The organism is Solihabitans fulvus (genome assembly GCF_008386585.1).
GTDB classification, from domain to species: Bacteria; Actinomycetota; Actinomycetes; order Mycobacteriales; family Pseudonocardiaceae; genus Solihabitans; species Solihabitans fulvus.
The window spans coordinates 1-17,290 of record NZ_VUOB01000052.1; the positions used below are offsets into that span (position 1 = coordinate 1).

At 72.3% G+C, this 17,290-nt stretch carries 20 protein-coding genes; 5 read left to right on the forward strand and 15 right to left on the reverse strand.

The window, feature by feature from the left end:
* Positions 1–22: 22 nt before the first annotated feature.
* From F0L68_RS26355 to F0L68_RS26375, 5 genes are read right to left on the reverse strand one after another with little or no spacing between them, the layout of a single operon-like run.
* On the reverse strand, positions 23–934 hold the full coding sequence (locus F0L68_RS26355) for an STM4011 family radical SAM protein (protein ID WP_149852574.1): 912 nt from the start codon (positions 932–934) through the stop codon (positions 23–25).
* 2 nt (positions 935–936) lie between these two features.
* Entirely contained in the window at positions 937–2,289 is a 1,353-nt protein-coding gene (locus tag F0L68_RS26360) for an STM4012 family radical SAM protein (protein WP_223199148.1), read from the reverse strand.
* Positions 2,286–3,110, reverse strand: a complete 825-nt coding sequence (locus F0L68_RS26365; protein ID WP_223199149.1) for an STM4013/SEN3800 family hydrolase — start codon at positions 3,108–3,110, stop codon at positions 2,286–2,288. The genes F0L68_RS26360 and F0L68_RS26365 overlap by 4 nt, the downstream gene beginning before the upstream one ends.
* The gene (locus tag F0L68_RS26370; protein ID WP_149852505.1) at positions 3,098–4,207 is read right to left on the reverse strand and encodes an STM4014 family protein; all 1,110 of its coding nucleotides are present in this window, start codon (positions 4,205–4,207) and stop codon (positions 3,098–3,100) included. Before F0L68_RS26370 ends, F0L68_RS26365 begins: the two co-directional genes overlap by 13 nt.
* Complete coding sequence (locus tag F0L68_RS26375; RefSeq protein WP_149852506.1) at positions 4,204–5,157, reverse strand: STM4015 family protein; 954 nt, start codon at positions 5,155–5,157, stop codon at positions 4,204–4,206. The genes F0L68_RS26370 and F0L68_RS26375 overlap by 4 nt, the downstream gene beginning before the upstream one ends.
* 150 nt (positions 5,158–5,307) lie before the next feature.
* Between F0L68_RS26375 and trxA the strand changes: the two genes are divergently transcribed.
* Complete coding sequence (gene trxA / locus F0L68_RS26380; protein WP_149852507.1) at positions 5,308–5,676, forward strand: thioredoxin; 369 nt, start codon at positions 5,308–5,310, stop codon at positions 5,674–5,676.
* Positions 5,677–5,750: 74 nt separating this feature from the next.
* On the opposite strand, the gene F0L68_RS26385 is transcribed toward trxA, so the two are convergent.
* The 4 genes from F0L68_RS26385 to F0L68_RS26400 form a co-directional block, all read right to left on the reverse strand.
* The gene (locus F0L68_RS26385) at positions 5,751–6,125 is read right to left on the reverse strand and encodes an FKBP-type peptidyl-prolyl cis-trans isomerase (protein ID WP_188316840.1); all 375 of its coding nucleotides are present in this window, start codon (positions 6,123–6,125) and stop codon (positions 5,751–5,753) included.
* A gap of 91 nt (positions 6,126–6,216) precedes the next feature.
* Positions 6,217–6,903: a Pr6Pr family membrane protein gene (locus F0L68_RS26390; RefSeq protein WP_149852508.1), complete on the reverse strand. Its 687-nt coding sequence runs from the start codon at positions 6,901–6,903 to the stop codon at positions 6,217–6,219.
* A gap of 9 nt (positions 6,904–6,912) precedes the next feature.
* The gene (locus F0L68_RS26395; RefSeq protein ID WP_149852509.1) at positions 6,913–7,365 is read right to left on the reverse strand and encodes a MarR family winged helix-turn-helix transcriptional regulator; all 453 of its coding nucleotides are present in this window, start codon (positions 7,363–7,365) and stop codon (positions 6,913–6,915) included.
* A 4-nt stretch (positions 7,366–7,369) separates the two neighbouring features.
* Entirely contained in the window at positions 7,370–8,806 is a 1,437-nt protein-coding gene (locus tag F0L68_RS26400) for an MFS transporter (protein ID WP_149852577.1), read from the reverse strand.
* A 167-nt stretch (positions 8,807–8,973) separates the two neighbouring features.
* Here F0L68_RS26400 and F0L68_RS26405 point away from each other — a divergent pair, with 167 nt between their 5' ends.
* Complete coding sequence (locus F0L68_RS26405) at positions 8,974–9,495, forward strand: DinB family protein (RefSeq protein WP_149852510.1); 522 nt, start codon at positions 8,974–8,976, stop codon at positions 9,493–9,495.
* A 68-nt stretch (positions 9,496–9,563) separates the two neighbouring features.
* Here the strand turns inward: F0L68_RS26405 and F0L68_RS26410 are convergent, their stop codons facing one another.
* From F0L68_RS26410 to F0L68_RS26420, 3 genes are all read right to left on the reverse strand, one after another.
* Complete coding sequence (locus tag F0L68_RS26410) at positions 9,564–10,544, reverse strand: zinc-binding dehydrogenase (RefSeq protein WP_149852511.1); 981 nt, start codon at positions 10,542–10,544, stop codon at positions 9,564–9,566.
* Between the two features lie 39 nt (positions 10,545–10,583).
* Positions 10,584–11,468: a TIGR03854 family LLM class F420-dependent oxidoreductase gene (locus F0L68_RS26415; RefSeq protein WP_188316841.1), complete on the reverse strand. Its 885-nt coding sequence runs from the start codon at positions 11,466–11,468 to the stop codon at positions 10,584–10,586.
* Between the two features lie 72 nt (positions 11,469–11,540).
* On the reverse strand, positions 11,541–11,921 hold the full coding sequence (locus F0L68_RS26420; protein WP_149852513.1) for a DUF2203 domain-containing protein: 381 nt from the start codon (positions 11,919–11,921) through the stop codon (positions 11,541–11,543).
* A 93-nt stretch (positions 11,922–12,014) separates the two neighbouring features.
* On the opposite strand from F0L68_RS26420, the gene F0L68_RS26425 reads away from it, so the two are divergent.
* Together F0L68_RS26425 and F0L68_RS26430 are read left to right on the forward strand one after the other, a co-directional pair.
* Positions 12,015–12,335, forward strand: a complete 321-nt coding sequence (locus tag F0L68_RS26425) for an ArsR/SmtB family transcription factor (RefSeq protein WP_149852514.1) — start codon at positions 12,015–12,017, stop codon at positions 12,333–12,335.
* A complete protein-coding gene (locus tag F0L68_RS26430) occupies positions 12,332–12,829 on the forward strand; it encodes an SRPBCC family protein (RefSeq protein ID WP_149852515.1) in 498 nt (165 codons plus the stop codon). The genes F0L68_RS26425 and F0L68_RS26430 overlap by 4 nt, the downstream gene beginning before the upstream one ends.
* Before the next feature lie 75 nt (positions 12,830–12,904).
* Here the strand turns inward: F0L68_RS26430 and rnhA are convergent, their stop codons facing one another.
* The 3 genes from rnhA to F0L68_RS26445 form a co-directional block, all read right to left on the reverse strand.
* Entirely contained in the window at positions 12,905–13,480 is a 576-nt protein-coding gene (rnhA, locus tag F0L68_RS26435) for a ribonuclease HI (protein ID WP_149852516.1), read from the reverse strand.
* Positions 13,481–13,498: 18 nt separating this feature from the next.
* Complete coding sequence (locus tag F0L68_RS26440) at positions 13,499–14,170, reverse strand: hypothetical protein (protein ID WP_223199150.1); 672 nt, start codon at positions 14,168–14,170, stop codon at positions 13,499–13,501.
* Between the two features lie 121 nt (positions 14,171–14,291).
* Positions 14,292–16,886 carry an ATP-binding protein gene (locus F0L68_RS26445; protein WP_149852517.1) on the reverse strand — a complete coding sequence of 865 codons (2,595 nt, stop codon included), beginning with the start codon at positions 16,884–16,886 and terminating at the stop codon, positions 14,292–14,294.
* 115 nt (positions 16,887–17,001) lie between these two features.
* Between F0L68_RS26445 and F0L68_RS26450 the strand changes: the two genes are divergently transcribed.
* Positions 17,002–17,253 (forward strand): hypothetical protein, encoded by a 252-nt coding sequence (locus tag F0L68_RS26450; RefSeq protein WP_149852518.1) that lies wholly within the window; start codon positions 17,002–17,004, stop codon positions 17,251–17,253.
* Positions 17,254–17,290 lie beyond the last annotated feature (37 nt).

The following is a 17,290-nucleotide window of genomic DNA, read 5'->3' on the forward strand; positions in this document are numbered from 1 at the left end:
GAATTAGCGCGAAAGCAGCGGGTTAGGGACTTGTTGCTGGCTCCCGAATGGCGGTGTCGGGTCGAGTGCCGCCCCAGTGGTCGGCGTGCGGGATCCGTTCGAGAATGCCGCCGGCGAACACGTCGTAGAGGCCGACCGGTTCCAGGTGGACGTACCCGATGTGGCAGTCGCACTGCGCCAGCGGGCACGCCCTGGGCCGCAGCGCGGCGCGGAACGAGCCGTCGTAGAGGTTGCCGAGCGGTTCCGGCACGAAGTGGCAGCGGCGCACGGTGCCGTCGCCGAGCACCGACACCACGGTGTCGCCGGTGCGGCAGGGCAGGCCGGCACTGCGGTGCGGCAGCCTGCTGTGCGAGAACAGCGGGTCGACGGCGCTCCACGGCGCCGCCTCCTCGTCCGAGTAGCTGTGCCCCTCGGCGGCGTTGACCCACAGGTACACCGACTCGGGCAGGTCAGCGCGCAGCCGCCTGGCCGGCTCAAGGTGCTCCGGCACGCCGACGATCCCGACGCTGAACCGGACGCCGCGCCGGGACAGCTCGACGCACCGGCCGAGGAACCGTTCGTAGCTCACCTGTCCAGGGTGGTAGGTGACCCAGAACGCCGCCGTGTCGAGGTCGCAGTCGGCCAGCCAGTCCAGCCGGCAGCTCATGTTCGTCTGGATGGCCACTCTGTCCACAGTGGACGCTTGGCTGAGCTGGACGATCGCGTCCCGGTACCAGGACCGCACCAAACCCTCGCCCCACGGCGTGAACAGCACCGAGATCCGGTGGTCGGTCTGCTCAAGCACCCACGCGGTGAACCTGGCCAGCGCGGCTCGGTCGGCGCGCAGCTGTTCGCGGCTGTCCCTGCGCTTGGCGAACGGGCAGTACGGGCAGTCGTAGTCGCAGGAGGCCAGCGGCCCCCGGTAGAGGATCGTCAGCGCGGTCCGGTCGGACATCGTCACCGCCGCTCGTAGCTGGACATCGCGGCGCGCACGGCCGGCGAGAACAGCGCGGGCCCGATCGCGTCGGAGTGCGCGAGGCCGTCGACGGTGAGCCGGAGCGTGCCGGGCTCGGCCGCGAGCCAGCCCCGGTCGCCGAACTCGGCCAGCTCGGCGGCGAAGTCCTCGGCCGGGTCCGCGCCGAACCTCTCTCGGTACTCTGTGACGTCCACACCCTTGGCCTGTAAGAGAGACTGGATCAGGTACCGGCGGCGGCGCTCGTGCTCGTCCAGCGCGAAGCCGACCTCCGCGCGGCCGAAGTCGGCGGCCGGCCGCGACACGTAGTCGTCGATGATCGCGCGCACCTGCGAGGTGCTGACGGCGTAGTCGAAGGAGTAGTGCAGGCCCGAGGTGTAGGAGCGCGCGCCGCAGCCGAGCCCCACCATGCCGTCGGACTGACAGCAGTACTCGTCGCCGCCGACCGTCGGGGCGCCGAGCCGCCGGAACATCCGCATGGACACCTGCTCGTAGCCGGCCGCGAGCAGGTGTTCGCGGCCGAGGTGATAGAGCCGAAGGCGTTGCGCGTCCCAGGACTCCTCCGGCGCGCCTGCGCGCCCGGCCAGGCCGGTCAGCGGGCGGACGTACAGCGGGTACAGGTACAGCTCCTCCGGCGACCAGCCGAGCGCCGCGTCCAGCGAGCGCAGCCAGGTCGCCTCGGTCTGGCCGTCGATCCCGTAGATCAGGTCGATGTTGAGCACCGGGATGCGCGCGTCCCTGATCGCGTCGAGCGCCTGCTCGACCTCGGCGCGGCGCTGCGGGCGCACCGCCGACCGCGCCTCGGCGTCCAGGAAGCTCTGCACGCCGATGCTGATCCGCGTGGTGCCGCGCTCGGCGAGGACCGCGAGCCGGTCGGGAGTCGCGGTGGCCGGGGAGGTCTCCACGGACAGCGGGGTCGCCAGCAGGTCGGCGCCGACCACGCGCTCGGCGATGTCGCACAGCCTGGTCAGCTCTCCGGCGTCCAGGTAGGTCGGCGTGCCGCCGCCGATGGCGGTCTGCGCGAACCGCGCGTCGCCGAGCTCGTCGCGCACCACGGATGCCTGCCGCGCCAACGCGTCCAGGTAACGGGTGACGAGTTCGGCCGGCGCGCCGGTGCGGGTGAACAGGTTGCAGAAGCCGCAGCGCATCTCGCAGAACGGCACGTGCAGATACAGGAACAGCGCGTCCCGCCGCTCGGTGGCCCACAGCTCCCGCAGCGCGGGCCGGGGCGTCAGCGGCCGGTACGCGCTCTTGTGCGGATACGCGTAGACGTAGCCCTGGTACGGGGAGTCCTTGCCGGGGCTCATCTGGGCGAGCGGGAGGTCCAGAGCCGTCATCGGGCATTCTCCTGCGGTGTGAGGACGAACTCGGCGTAGGGGACGGTCCAGACGACCTCGTGCCCGATGCGGTGGCCGGTGTGGCCGTCCTCGCCGTACGCGGTGCCGTGGTCGGAACAGACGATGGCGAAGCACGGCCGCCTGCTGCTCATCGCGGCGAACAACCGGCTGATGTGCCGGTCAACGTACTCGAGCGCGGCGGCGTGGCTGGCGAGGGTGTCGCCGTCCCGGTCGACCGCGCCGGGCAGGTGGAACCAGTTGGGCTGGTGCAGCGCGGACACGTTGAGGAACAGGAACAACAGCCGGTCTGCTGGGAGCCCGCGCACCACCCGCTCGGCGCGGTCCACCTGCTGCTCGAAGGACGTCGGTGAGGTGACGCCGAAGCCGGATTCCCATTGGCTCTCGGCGAACAGGCCGGGCAGCACAGAGCCGAGCGGGCCCCGCTTGGTGAAGAACCCGACGCCGCCGAGACACACGGTGTGGTAGCCGGCCCGCGCGAGGCCGCCGACCAGGTCCGGTGTGTCGAACACCCAGGTGTGCGGCGCGGTGGTCTCGCTGCCCTCGAACCGCGCGGCGAACAGCCGGGGATGCGGCCCCGGCTCGGCGGGGGTCGGCAGGAAGCCGGCGAACATCGCGGTGTGCGAGGCGTAGGTGAAGCTGGCCGGCGCGTGCCGCCGCTCCCAGCGCCCGCCGGGCAGCGCGGCGGCCAGGTTCGGCAGCCTGCCCCGCTCGGCCAGGTCGACGGCGACGTCGTACCGCAGCGTGTCCAGGGTGACCAACAGCAGGTCGTGGCTGCCGACCACGGCGTTCATGTCAGGCATGGAATTCCCTTGTACCGCCCCGACAGCACGGCGTGCACCTGCTCGTCGTAGGTGTCCCGCTCCTCGGCCCCGCTGCCGGGCAGCCCGGTGAGACCGGGCAGCAGGTCGCCGAACGCGTTGACCTCCGCCACCGCGTGGCCGCGCCAGCCGAGGCGGAACATCAGGTCGACGCCCACCGAGAGGCTGCGCGGAAACGCCCCTGCGGCGCGCACACAGGTGTCCAGCGCGCGCTCCCAGGCCGGCTCGCCCGTGGCTCGGCGCAGCGCGGCGAGGTCGCCCCGCGCCCCGCCGAGGTGCAGGTTGGTCATCGGGTGCCGGCTGGCCCGCACGACCGCGTGCGTGGCGCGGCCGGCGACCACGACCACCCGCAGGTCGATCGTGCTGCCGTGCAGGGATGCCTTGGGCAGCCAGCGTTCCACCTGCACGCCGTCCGCGCAGACGGTGTCCACCAACGCGGCGACCTCGGCCGGGTCGGTGTAGCGCCGCACCCGCAGCGAGTTGTGCAGCCGCATTCCACGGTCGTCCCGGCGCAGCGCCGCCGAGGTCGTCGCGGCGACCCGCGCGCCGGCCGCGCTGAGCGCGATCACCCCGGCGGCGGAGGAACCGTGCGCTGGCTTGACGAACACCCGCGTCCAACCGGCCTCAGCCATCCGTTCGCGCAGCGTCGCGTAGCCGGTGACACCGGCCAGCGCGGGCGGCAACGGCACCCCGGCCGCCGCCAGAATGGCGTGGCTGCGGCGTTTGTCGAACATCGCGGCGAGTTCGGCCGGGTCGCCGAGCAGCCGCGCGCCCGGCGTCCGCGCGACGGCACCGGCGAGCCCGGCGACGGCCGAGGTGAAGGCGCGGTGCCAGGCGGCGCCGCCCTCCACCCGGTGCGGATCGGCGTCGGGACCGCGCAGCAGCCGGTCGACGGCGGCGTTCTCGCCCGGCGAGTCCAGCCGCACCAGGCAGTCCGCCGGCACGGCGGCCGAGCCGGTCAGCACGTCCAGCCAGGGCAGCACGCGCGGCTCCGGCAGGCCGACCCGCGCGGCGGCCCGCCGGAACAGCACCACCCTGCGGTTCTCCGGGTTGCCGACGACGGCGAACCGAACGGTCATTCGGCCACGGCGACGTACATGTACTGCTTGTCGTCGCCTTCGTAGGTGTCCGGCGTGAGCTGCTCGTCGAGGTTCACCGCGACGCCGGCCGGCTCGAGCACGGACCGCACGCGCGCCACCATGTCGTCGGACAGGAAGTGGTGGTGCAGGTCGAGTTTGTTCAGGTGGCCGAGCGGCCGGCCGGTCAGCAGCGCCTCGGCGCCGTCGTCGGTGAGCACGCCCATCGCCAGGCTGAGCGAGGTGAGCCGCGCCGTGACCGGGGCCGACGCGGCGGCCTCGGCGACCTGGTCCTGGATCTCGCTGTTCTGGAGGCCGAGGTGGGTGAGCGCGGGCAGCCGCTCGCCGCCGAGGATGCCAGCCAGGTCCTCGATGGTCGCGTCGCCGCCGTACTCGGGGTCGCCGAGCCACAGTTCGAGGTGCCGCAGCGCCGGCAGATCCAGCTCGCCGACCGCCCTGACCACCGCGGCCGGCAGGCCGCCCGCCTCGAAGCGCAGGGTCTCCAGCGCGCGGTGCGTGACCGGCGTCAGCTCCAGTCCCTCGCCGCCCCGCACAGCCAGTTCGGTCAGCTCGGGGAACTCGGTCAGCAGCGGGGTCACGTCGGCCTGGTGGATCCAGGAGACCTCGGCCTCCTCCATGACCCAGTCGCCGAGGAAGATGCCGCGCAGCGCGGGCAACCGGTCCTTCGCGCCGACCAATAGGTCGACCACCACGTCGCCGTGCACCTCGTAGCTCTCGCCCCAGCAGCCGATGACCAGCGCGTCGACCTTCGTCGTGTCCACGTCGGCCAGGAACCGTTCCCACAGCTCGGGAAAGGTCTCCTCGGACTCGTACGGCTCGATCCGCAGCCGCCACGCGACCGCGCCGGGGTCGACGTCGGCGGTGCTCGCCTCCCCGCCGAACTCGACGACCGGACGGCCGTGGAAGGTCGACAGGTGCTCGTTGATCGTCATCGTGCTCGTGTCCCCTCAGTGCACCGGAGGCGATCTCGCCCGACGAAGTCTTACCAGCACGGTCCGACAGCGGTCGCCGGTCGGTGTGGAATGCCGGGGCGTCCGGAGTCGTTGACATACCACGGGCGGGTATCGGAGAGGAAAGGTGAGATGGCAACTGTCGAGCTGACCGGCGAGAACTTCCAGCAGGTGGTCGACGAGTCGGACATCGTGCTGGTCGACTTCTGGGCCGGCTGGTGCGGGCCGTGTCGGATGTTCGGGCCAGTGTACGAGCGGGTGTCGGAGCGCAACCCGGACATCGTGTTCGGCAAGGTGGACACCGAGGCGCAGCAGGAACTCGCGCAGGCCTTCGGGATCTCCTCGATTCCGGCCGTCGCCGTGATCCGGGAGGGCGTGGCGATGATGGCGCCGCCGGGAGCGCTGCCGGAGCGGGCCCTCGAGGACCTGATCGCGCAGGCGCGCGGGCTGGACATGAACGAGGTGCGCGGCCGGGTCGATGCGGCCGGCACCGAGCAGTGAGCGCGTGACCGTTGCCGCGCAGCGAGAAGGCCCGCGCCGTGGACACGTCCCGGCGCGGGCCTTCCTCGTGTCGGCTAGTTGACGCCGAGCAGGTCCACCACGAACACCAGCGTCGCACCGGGCTTGATCACGTTGCCCGCGCCCCGGTCGCCGTAGGCGAGGTGCGCCGGGATGACCAGCTGACGACGCCCGCCGACCTTCATGCCGGCGACGCCGCGGTCCCAGCCGGCGATGACGCGGCCGCCACCGAGCGGGAACTCGAACGGCTCGTTGCGGTTCCACGAGGAGTCGAACTCCGCGCCGCTCTCGAACGACACGCCGACGTAGTGCACGGTCACGTCCTGCCCCGGCGTGGCCTCCGGCCCGTCCCCGACGGTGATGTCCTTGATCACCAGGTCGGCCGGCGCGGCGCCCTCCACCTTGTCGACTTCGGGCTTCTGCAGAGCCATGCTGAGCTCCTCCTGCGAGTGGGATCGGTGACGGACCGAGTCAACCACGGTCGTGCGCCGCGTGCCGCGTCAGCCCACGTCACCGCGCGTGTCACTCGACCGACTCGCGCCGATCGGCCCCTGTGTCCTGCGCCACCTCGGCGCGTGAGCGGGCGCGCGACAGCCGGCGCTCCAGGCCCATCGCGGCGAAGGCGAGGCCGAGGAACAGCACGCCGACGAACACACAGTTGAGCGCGACCGTGCCGTAGCCGAGCCGGGTGACGTCGACGAACGGGTAGGGGTAGTAGTCGATGGCCGCCCCGCGAATCAGCGTGAAGACGAGCCAGAGCAAGGGAAACAGCGCGGACCACGCCACGGTGCTCGGCGCGATCGTCGGCCTCGGGCCGAAAACCAGCCACCCGAGCACGCACAGCACCGGCGACACGGTGTGCAGCAACAGGTCCGCGAACGCGGCCGCGCCGGTCAGCTGGTGCAGACCGGCCAGCACGAGGTGGAAGACGACGCCGGTGACGGCGATCCCGACCAGGCCGGCCAGCCGCAGCGCCCGGAACAGCGTCGACGGTCGCTCGACGCGGATCGCGAGCAGCAGGCTCGTCACGCCGACGAGCACGTTGGACTGGATGGTGAAGAAGCAGAAGACGTTGCCGATCCGCGCGCCAACCGAGTCGAACTGGCCGCCGGTGAACCGGGCGCTCACCACTACCTGCACCACCAGCCCGACGAGCACCACCACGGCGGTGCTGGCGAACCACGCGCGACCGACCTGCTGCTTCGACATGCCAGGATCCTAAGTGGATGGCTCCTGCGGGGCGCTCTCTCCGACGAGTGTCGCGATGATCCGCTCCAGCGCGGCGAGGTCGGCCGGGTCGAGGTCGAGCATCGGCGGCGGCGGCCGATCCATGATCGCCTGCACCACGGCGGCGGCCGCCTTGCCAGCCTCGGTCGCCGTGACGATCTTCACCCGCCGGTCGCCGGGGTGCACGCTGCGTTCCACCAGCCCGCGCCGTTCGAGGTCGTCGACGACGACGGTGGTGTAGGGCGCGTCGGTGGCCAGGATCGCCGTGAGCTGCCGCATCGTCATGGGCTCCAGCCCGACGTACCGCAACGCCTTGGCGCGGACGAAGCTCATGTCCAGCGCGTCGCCGGCCTCCTTGCGGCGGTCGTACAGTTCGAGCACGAACGCGCGCATCCCTTGCCAGACACGGGCGGCCGTGTCGGCGTGGCTGTCCTGCGGGGTCATGGGGTCATACCGGGACTTTCGTTGGGGCGGTGTCGAGGATGGCGGCGGTGCGCTCGGCGGTCGTGCGGGCCCACCGTCCCGTGGTGAGGATACCGAGTGCCAGCACCGCGAGTCCGCAGCCGGTGATGATCCACCAGCCGAGGTGGCTGTTCGCGGTGAACTCCGCGCCGAGCTGCCCGTGCAGCTGGCCGGTGACCAGCGAGCCGATGACGGCCACGCCGAGGGACTGGCCGACCTGGCGGCTGGTCGAGGCGACGGCGGCGGCGACGCCGGCCTGGGCGCGCGGCATGCCGGACACCGCCGTGTTGGTGACGGGCGCGTTGAGCATGCCGAAGCCGAGCCCGAACACGACGTAGCTCGGTATCAGCCAGCCGATCGGCACGTCGGTGGTCAGTCCGGTGAGCAGCGCCGTGCTGGTCGCCATCGCGATGCCGGCGACCAGCAGCGGGAGACGTGGCCCCCTGCTGCCGACGATGCGGCCGGAGATCGGCGCGAACACCATGCTCATCGCCGCCATCGGCAGGGTGGCCAGCCCGGCGTGCAGGGGGGAGAGGCCGCGCACCTCCTGGAGGTAGAGCGTGTTGAGGAACAGGAACCCGCTCAGCGCCGCGAAGCCGGACACGGCGATCAGGGTGGCCCCGGAGAACGGCGCGCTGCGGAAGAACCTCAGGTCCAGCAACGGGTCAGCGCGTCGCGGCTCGTAGCCGAGCAGGCCGACGACGGCGATCGCGGACAGCGCGAAGCAGCCGAGGATCTTGGCCGAGCCCCAGCCCGACCCCGGGCCCTCGATGATCCCGTAGGTGAGCGCGGCGAGCGCGACGATGACCAGCAGCTGCCCGACCGGGTCGGGGCGGCGCGGGCGCGGCGCGCGCGACTCCGGCACGAACAGCGCGGTCAGCAGCAGCGCGCCGAGCCCGACCGGGACGTTGATCCAGAAGATCGCCCGCCAGCCGATCGAGTCGACCAGCGTGCCGCCGACGACGGGACCGAGCGCCATGCTGATGCCGGCGACGGCGGCCCACATGCCGATGGCGCGAGCTCGCTCCGCCGCCTTGGTGAAGGTGTTGGTGATGATCGACATGGCCACCGGGTTGAGCATGGAGCCGCCGATGGCCTGCACCATCCGGAAGACCACGAGCAGGCCGATGTTGGGGGCCACGCTGCACAGCAGCGAGCCGATGGTGAACACCACGAGGCCGGTCTGGAAGGTGCGCCGCCTGCCGATGCGGTCCGCCGTGGAGCCGGACAGCATGAGCAGGCTGGCCAGCGTCAGCGTGTAGGCGTCGACGGTCCACTGGAGTCCGGAGACCGAGGCGTGCAGGTCGCGCTGGATCGACGGCAGCGCGATGTTCACGATCGTGTTGTCCAGGCCGACGATGAACAGGCTCAGGCAACAGATCGTGAGGATCAGCAGACGTCGTCGGCGAGTCAGTTCTGGCACGGTCACCTCAATAGTTGTACGTCTATAACGTTTGTAACCGTACAACTAAATCGTAGCGCGCGCGGAGTGACCGCGGTCACTCCGCAAACTCGCTAGACATTGAGGACCGAAAGTGACCGCGATGACCTCTAGCGTTGTTCTCAACGAAGCCGATGAGAGGACATCCGATGCCGACCGTGGTGCCAGGCGAGACCGCCGAGCTCGACCAGCTGCTCCAGTACCTCGAGGCGCAGCGGGGCGGCCTGCGTCGGTCCGTGCACAACCTGACCGACGAGCAGGCGGCGGCGCGGCCGACCGTCAGCGCGCTGACGCTCGGCGGCCTGATCAAGCACGCCGCCCGGTGCGAACGGGGCTGGGTCGCGATCATGGTCGGGCAGCCGGAGCCGTCGCGGGCCAACGACTGGGTGAGCGAGTTTCGGATGGAGGACGGCGAGACGCTGGCCGGCCTGCTCGACCTCTACGCGGAGGTGGCCAAGGCGACCGAGGTGGCCGTTCGCGGGCTGCCGAGCCTGGACGTCACGGTGTCGCTGCCGGAGGCTCCCTGGTTCCCCAAGGAGGACCGGTCGGCGCGCTGGATCCTGCTGCACCTGATCGAGGAGGCGGCCAGGCACTCCGGCCACGCCGACATCCTCCGCGAGACGCTGGACGGCGCCACCGCCTTCGAGCTGGTCGCCGCCGTCAATGGCTGACCGCGATGTCATGAAGGGTCCCTTCAAGGCACCCCCAGCGTCCTGAAGGGCCCTTCATGACATCCGGGTCAGGGGTGCAGCACGACCTTGCCGACCGTGCCCCTGCTCTCCAGCGCGCGGTGCGCCTCGGCGGCCTGCGCCAGCGGGAAGGCCGTGCCAGCCAACGGAACCAGCTCGCCGGCCGCCACCGCGGCCAGCGCCCTGTCCTCCAGCGCGCGGATGCCGCCGAGCTTGTCGAACAGCGCGATGCCGAGCGCCCCGGAGGCCGTCACGGACCGGCTGACGAGGTCGATGGAGGTCAGCTGCACCGGCTCGCCGGAGGACCAACCGAAGATCAGCAGCCGCCCGCCAGCGCCGAGCAGCTCGAACGCGCTCCGGCCGATGGCGCCGCCGACGCCGTCCAGCACCACCGTCACCTCGCGGCCGTCGAGCGCGTCGCGGACGGCCTGCGGCCAGTCCGGCTCGGTGTAGTCCACCGCGACGGTGGCGCCGAGCTCCCGCACCTTGGCGATCTTCTCCTGGCCGCCCGCGACGCCGACCACGGTCGCGCCGGCGTTGCGGCCGGCCTGCACGAGCAGGTTGCCGATGCCGCCCGCTGCGGCCGTCACCAGCACCACGTCGTCGGCGGAGAGGTTCGCCAAGGCGAGGATGCCCATCGTGGTGCGGCCGGTGCCGATCATCGCGACGGCCGTGTCCTCGGTCAGGTCGTCCGGCAGCTCGTGCAGCGAGTCGACCGAGGCGACCGCGAGCTCGGCGTATCCGCTGCTGGCCATGCCGAGATGGCCGACGACCCGCTTGCCGAGCCAGCTCGGGTCGACCCCGTCGCCGAGCGCGTCGACCCGCCCGGCGACCTCGCGGCCGGGGATCGCCGGCAGCTCGGGGGCCGGGAACGGTCCCCGCTGCCCCGCCCGGATCGTGGTGTCGACCAGGTGGACGCCGGCGGCGGCGACCGCGATGCGCACCTGGCCGGTGCCGGGCTCGGGGTCGGCGACCGACTCGTAGCGCAGGTTCTCCGCGGGACCGAACTCGTGCAGTCTGATTGCGTGCATGCGCGCGACGCTACGAGCTCTAGCTAACTGGAGGTCAACTCAGTTCTGCAACGGCATCAGCTCGGTGGTGAAGCCGTCGAGGAACTCGCCGAAGGCCGGCGAGGTCGCCGACGGCACGATCACGAACTTGCTCAGCCCGGCCTCGACGTACTGCTCGACGAGCCTGCGCGCGTCCGACCAGCTGTGCGCGACGAGCTCGGCCGGGTCGAGATCCGGCTGCCGCTCGCGGATCGCGGCCGCCAACGCCGGCGGGATCCCGTCGGTGGCCAGCACGAGCGTGCAGCCGAAGTGGTCCTCCTCGATCTCGCGCCCGGCCTCGGCCGCCGCGGCCTGGATCGTCGCGCGACCCCGCGCGGCCTGCTGCGGGGTGACGAAGCTGGCCAGCCACCCGTCCGCCCAGCGGCCGATCCGGCGCAGCGCGGCCGGCGCGCTGCCGCCGAGCCACACGTCCAGAGGTTTGGCCGGAAGGGGGCCGACGCCCGCGTCCTCGATGTCGAAGAACGTGCCGTGGTGGTTGACCCGCTCCTGCCGCAGGGCCTTGCGCAACACCTGGATCGACTCGTCGAACACGGCCCCGCGCTGGCCGGTCGGGATGGGGAACAGGCCGCGCTCGCGCCGCCGCGCCGGCTGGAGGCCGAACACGGGCAGCACCCGGCGCGGCGCGAGTCCGGCGAGCGAGGCCAGCTGCTTGGCGACCAGCATCGGGTGCCGCCCCGGCAGGACGGCGACGCCGGTGCCGACCTTCAGCCGGGTCGTGCGGGACAGGGCGTAGGCCATGCCGACGAACGGATCGACCTGGTGGGAGAGCACCACCTCGGAAAGCCACACCGAGTCGACACCGGCGGCCTCGAGCTGGTCGATCGCGTCCGCGAATCCCGTCGGCCCGACACCGGCGCCGAGCCCCACTCCGATTCGTATCTTCACCCTGCCCATGCTGCCGCACCGCGCGCCCCACCGGGTCGGCTGCCGCTGCCGGCCGCGCAACCGTTGGGCTGGCTAGGACGCGAACTGGTCCTCGGGTATCGGGCGCCGGCCGGCGAAGCCGACATCGCCGCGGTGGTACCAGGTCAGCGCGGACTCGCCCTCGATCCAGCACAGCAGCACCGCGACGCCGTCGAGCTCGGCGGGGAAGTCGACCAGCAGCGGCGCGAACCCCTTGAGTTCGGCGCCGGTGTGCTGCACGACGGTCATCAGCTCATCCAGCCTCGCCTGCGCCGCCTTCAGTTCGGGCAGGCCGCCGAGCCTCGTCGTCCGTTCCCCGCTGGCCAGGTCGGCGGCCAGCTCCGCCGCGTCCGCGCGGACCGCGACCAGCTCGTCGAGCACCGGCCGAAGCCTGGTCAGCTCGGCCCGCGCCTCCGCAGCGGTGAACAGCGTCACTGTCGGTCTCCTGCCGTGCGCTCCATGAGTCGAGCGTGCCATAGCCGCTAGTGCCGATTGACATGTGACCAAATGGTCACATAAATTGGTCGAGTGGCAGACGACGACCGGGTGTTCAAGGCGTTGGCCGATCCCACCCGCCGCTTCCTGCTCGACTTGCTGTTCGCGCGGGACGGCCGCACGCTCACCGAGCTCGAGTCCGAGCTGGCGATGTCGCGCTTCGGCGTGATGAAGCACCTGCGGGTGCTGGAGGAGGCCGGCCTCGTCGTCGCCCGTCGCTCGGGTCGGGAGAAGCTGCACTTCCTGAACCCGGTGCCGATCAGGCTCATTCACGACCGCTGGATCGACAAGTACACGGAGGGCCGGACTTCGGCCCTCGTGGACCTCAAGAACGAGTTGGAGGGAAAGCCATGACCGCGTCGAAGGAAATCACCGCGACCGTGCACGTCAGCCGGGTGTTCATCAGGGCGACGCCGGAGGCGGTCTGGAAGGCGATCACCGATCCCGAGTGGAACGGCAAGTACGGCTACCACTTCCGGGCGGACTACGACCTCCGGCCCGGCGGTGACTACCGCGTGCACGCCAACGACGAGGCGCGGACGGCCGGCGCGCCCGAGGTGATGATCGACGGCGAGATCATCGAGAGCGACCCGCCGACCAAGCTCGTGCAGACCTGGCGGGCCCACTTCACCGAGGAGACCCTTGCGGAGGGATTCACCCGCCTCACCTGGGAACTCGAGCCGGAGGGTGACCTCACCAGGCTGACCGTCACGCACGAACTGCCCGACGCGTCGGGCTTGGCCGTCTACGTCAGCGGCAACGCTCCTGAGGGTGCCGGCGGCGGCTGGCCCTTCATCCTCAGCGACCTCAAGACGCTGCTGGAAACCGGCAAGTCGTTCGCCAACTGAGCCACCCGGTCCGGGGCAGGCGGATCCCCTGCCCCGGCACCCGGCTCACGCCGCAGGCTCCCCAGCGCCTCGCCCCTAGAACAGGCCGTCGTCCGCCTGATGCTGGGGGCCGGTCTCCGCCTTCCGTGCCTTGTGGGCCTCGGTCGACCTGCCCGGCTGCCCGACCCAGGTGCCGCCCTGCGCCTCGAGGGCTTCGCGCGCACCGCGCACGGCCAGCTTGTCCGCCCGCTCGTTCTCCGGGTGACCTGCGTGCCCCTTGACCCAGTGCCACGCCACCTCGTGCGTCGCGACGGCGGCATCGAGCTGCTGCCACAGGTCGGCGTTCTTCACCGGTTGCCTCGCGCTGGTCTGCCAGCCGTTGCGCTTCCACTTGGGCAGCCAGGACGTGATGCCGTCCTTCACGTAGGAGCTGTCGGTGTAGAGCCGCACCACCGACGGCCGCGTCAGCGTCTCCAGCGCTCGGATGGCGGCCATCAGCTCCATCCGATTGTTCGTCGTGGTGTCGGGCTCGCTGCCGTAGAGGTCCTTCTCGTGGGCGCCGTAGCGCAGCACGGCGCCCCAGCCGCCGGGACCGGGGTTAGGGCTGCACGCGCCGTCCGTGTAGATCTCCACCACCGGTCCGGACTCCTGATCAACCACGTCCGGAAACATATCGCTGTCCGAGGAACCTCACAGCGGCGGCAGGACGACGGCGAGGTCCGCCACCTTGCCAAGCAGCGCGGCGGACGGCGCGCCCCGCACCGGCTCGGCCTCCGCGATCACGAACAGCGGGCCGTCCTGCCGGGACTTGTAGTGCTGACCGGTGAACCGGATGCCGCCCAGTTGCAGGGCCTCGATGTCGAATGGCGTCACGTCGCCGGTGCCGTAGGTGTCCTCGAGCTGTCGCAGCGCGTTCGCGTCGCCGGTTGAGGCCATCGTCACCCACCTGACGGACACCACGATGACGTCCCCCTGCGCGTCGGCGACCGCCGTCAGCAGCTGACTCAGCGAGTCACACGGCGTCCGCAGGAAGAACTGCTGCACCTGGCCGTAGGACTGCACGGCGCACCGAAGGTCGTGCGTGACGACCTTCTTGACCTCCCGCAGCGCTATCCGCTGCCACGCCTCGGCGGTGCTTTCCCGGTTCGCGGAGCCCTTGTTCTTCGCCGGATCCGCCTTGGCTCCCTGCTGAGCCGCCGAGTCGAGCGCCGCGCCGACCGACTCCGTCGCCGTCCCACCGCCTGCCGCGGCCATCAGCCCGGCCACCACGGCCGCCGCGACCACCGTTCCGCTCGCGCCCTTGCCCTTGCCCGGCCCGGGATCCGAGCCCCCGCCCGCGCCGCCGATCCGCCGGTCCGCCACGCTGCGCCTCCCTCGGTCGAGGAGTCACACTGTCTAGCGGCAACACCGGGACGCAGGGGCGACTACGAGGCGGAAGCACACGAACGGCCCAGCCGGGCGCGGTGCCGGCGCCGTCCGTGCCTCAGCAAAGCGCCGCCAGCGGGGACGCGATATGCGGCGGGCACTGGCCGAGGCGCTCGGCCAACGGGCGCAGGACCTCGCGGCCCCGTCCGGGTTCGGCGTGGACGAACGCGGCGAGGCCGTCGCGGGCGAGCGGGTCGACCACCTGGTCGACGCCGTCGACGGCGCGCGAAACCCACTGGCGGGCAACGGTTTCCTCGCCCTGGTCGGCGGCCAGCAGCGCGAGGTTGGCGGCGGCCACCTCGGCGCGGATCGGCCTGGCCCGCTCGGTCAGCCACGCGGCGTCGAACTGCGCCGCGGCCTCTTCGGCGCGGCCGGCGCGGCGCAGCGCCAGCCCGCGCAGGTTCGCCACCGCGGCCCGCAGGTCGGCGGCCACCACGACGTCGTCGGTCCTGCCGCCGAGCGCGGTCAGCCGCTCGGCAAGCTGCCACGGATCGTCGACCAGCCCGGTGCTCAGGCCGAGCCAGACCAACCAGCCCAACGCCCCGCACACCGCCTTGTCCGCCAGGTCCCCTTCGTCCGTGCCCGGCGCTCGGTCGTGCGCGTCCAGGACGCGCAGCAGCCAGGTCGTGCCCTCGGTCTCCCGTCCGCTGACGTACCAGAAGTAGCCGAGCCAGCCGTTCAGCAGCATCGCCGAGACGGTGTCCCCCCGCTCCAGCAGCCACGTGGTGGCGGCGCGGATGTTGGGCAGCTCGGCGCCGAGCCTGGTGAGCCAATCCCGTTGCCGGGGACTGGGCAGGTCCTCGTAGGCGGCCTCGGCGAGCGCGAGCATCGCCTCGGCGTGCCGGTCACGCACCTCGTCGCCGCGCGCGGACGCGGCAAGGGCACACCCGGCGTACTCCAGCACGGTGTCGAGCATGCGGAACCGGCCCCCCGCCGGGTCGCGCACCGGCACCAGCAGCGACTTGTCGACCAGCCGCCCGAGGACGTCGACGACCTCGGCCCCCGACAGCTCCTCGTCCGCGCACACCCGTTCGGCGTCGGCAAGCGTGCACCCGCCGGCGAACACCGCCAGCGACTCGAAGGCCCGCCGCTCGGCGGCCGGCAGCAGCTCGAAGCTCCAGTCCAGCACGGCGCGCAGCGTGTGGTGTCTGGCCGGCACGTCTCGGGAAGGGTTGCCCGGCAGGCGAAGCCAGTCGTCCAGTCTGGACTCGATGTCCTCGACCGACATCATCTTGGTGCGGGCAGCCGCGAGCTCGACCGCCAGCGGCAACCCGTCCAGCCGCGCGCACACGCGCCGGATCGCCGCGTCCGCCTCGGGCCCGGACGGTAGGTCGGGCGCGAGCATGGCGGCACAGGTGCGGAACAGTTCCACGGCGGCGTCGAGCGAGAGCGGGGGCAGCGGGGCCAGGCGCTCACCGTCGATGGCCAGCGGCTCGCGGCTGGTGGCCAGCACGGTCAGCCTGGGGCAGGAGCGCAACAGCGCGGCGACCACGCCGGCGGTGTCGTCGACCACGTGTTCGCAGTTGTCCAGCAGCAGCAACAGATCCCGGTCCCTGAGCAGGTCGACGAGCCGGTCGAGCGGCGCGCCAGCCGGCGCCACGCCGAGCTCGCCCTCGGCAGGCGCGAGCGCGGCCAGCACCGCCTCGGCGACGCTGCCGGCGCGGGTGATCGCGGCCAGCTCCACCAGCCAGACGCCGTCGGAATGGCTGCGGCGCGCCCGATGCCCGACCTGGACCGCGGTGCGGGTCTTGCCGCCGCCACCGGGCCCGACCAGGGTCACCAGCCGGTGCCGGCCGAGCAGCTCGGTGAGCGAGGACAGCTCAGCGTCCCGACCGACGAACGCGCCGAGCGGGATCGGCAGGGTGCCGACGGCCGGCGCCGCGACCCGCTTCGGCGGCGAGGGCGGGGCCGCGCCGTCCTGGCGCAGGACCTCCGCGTGCCGGGCGCGCAACGCGGGGGAGGGGTCGACGCCGAGCTGGTCGGCGAGCCGGCCGCGCACGTCCGCGAACACGGCCAGCGCGTCGGCCTGCCGCCCGGACCGGGACAGCGCGAGCATGAGCAGGCCGGCCGCCCGCTCGCGCAGCGGATGCTCGGCGAGCAACGCGGTCAGCTCGGGTGTCACCGCCGCGGGCACGCCGACGGCGAGCCCGGCCTCGGCCGCGTCCTCGGCCGCCGCGAGGCGCAGCTCGTCGAGCCTGCCGCGTTCGGGGCGCGCGAACGGGTGGTCCCCGATGTCGGCGAGGGCGGGACCGCGCCACAGGGCCAGCGCGGCCAGCAGCGTCTCGCGGGCTTCGGCGAGCCGCCGGTCGGCCAGCAGCCCGCGGCCACGCTCGGCCAGCGCCGCGAACTCGTCCGCGTCCACCTCGCCATGGCGCGTCACCAGCCGATAGCCGGACGGCTCCGTGACCAGCCGGTCGGCGTCCGCCGATGGCAGCGCCGCCCGCAGCTTGGCGATCTGCACGTGGAGCGCGTTGACCGGGTCCCTGGCCCTGCCGTCGGCCCACAGCTCGTCGAGCAGTCGCTGCCGGGTGACCGCGCCGGGACGGGCCGTCAGCAGCATGGCCAGCACGTCTCTGGCCCGCGCGCCAGGCAACGCGACCGCCGCGCCGTCGGTGCCGAGGACGGTCAGCTGGCCGAGCACCCGGAAACGCATACCGACAGTATCCGGATCTCCGGGACGGAGCGGACAACGGCCGCTGACCTGCGCAGGAAAGAAGGCGGACAGGGTCGGACAGCGCCGGGAAGGCGATCGTGGCTGAACTGGCGTCGTGACCACATCGAGCACCGAGCCGACCACGACGTCGGCGCACGAGCCGACCCGACCCGACCTCGGCCCGTTCCTGCGTGCCCACGAATGCTTCCGGCGCGACCTCGGCAGGCTGCGGCACTCCGTGCCCCGGCTGCTGGACGGCCTGCCCGCCGAGGCCACCCTGGCGCTGCCACCCGAGCTGCGCGAGCCCTACGAGCGGTCCTGGCTCCCCGCCTACCGGCGGCGCACCGACCTCGCCCGGTTCGCCTGACCTGGCTCGAGGCCCGCAGGCCGGCGCTCCACACCAA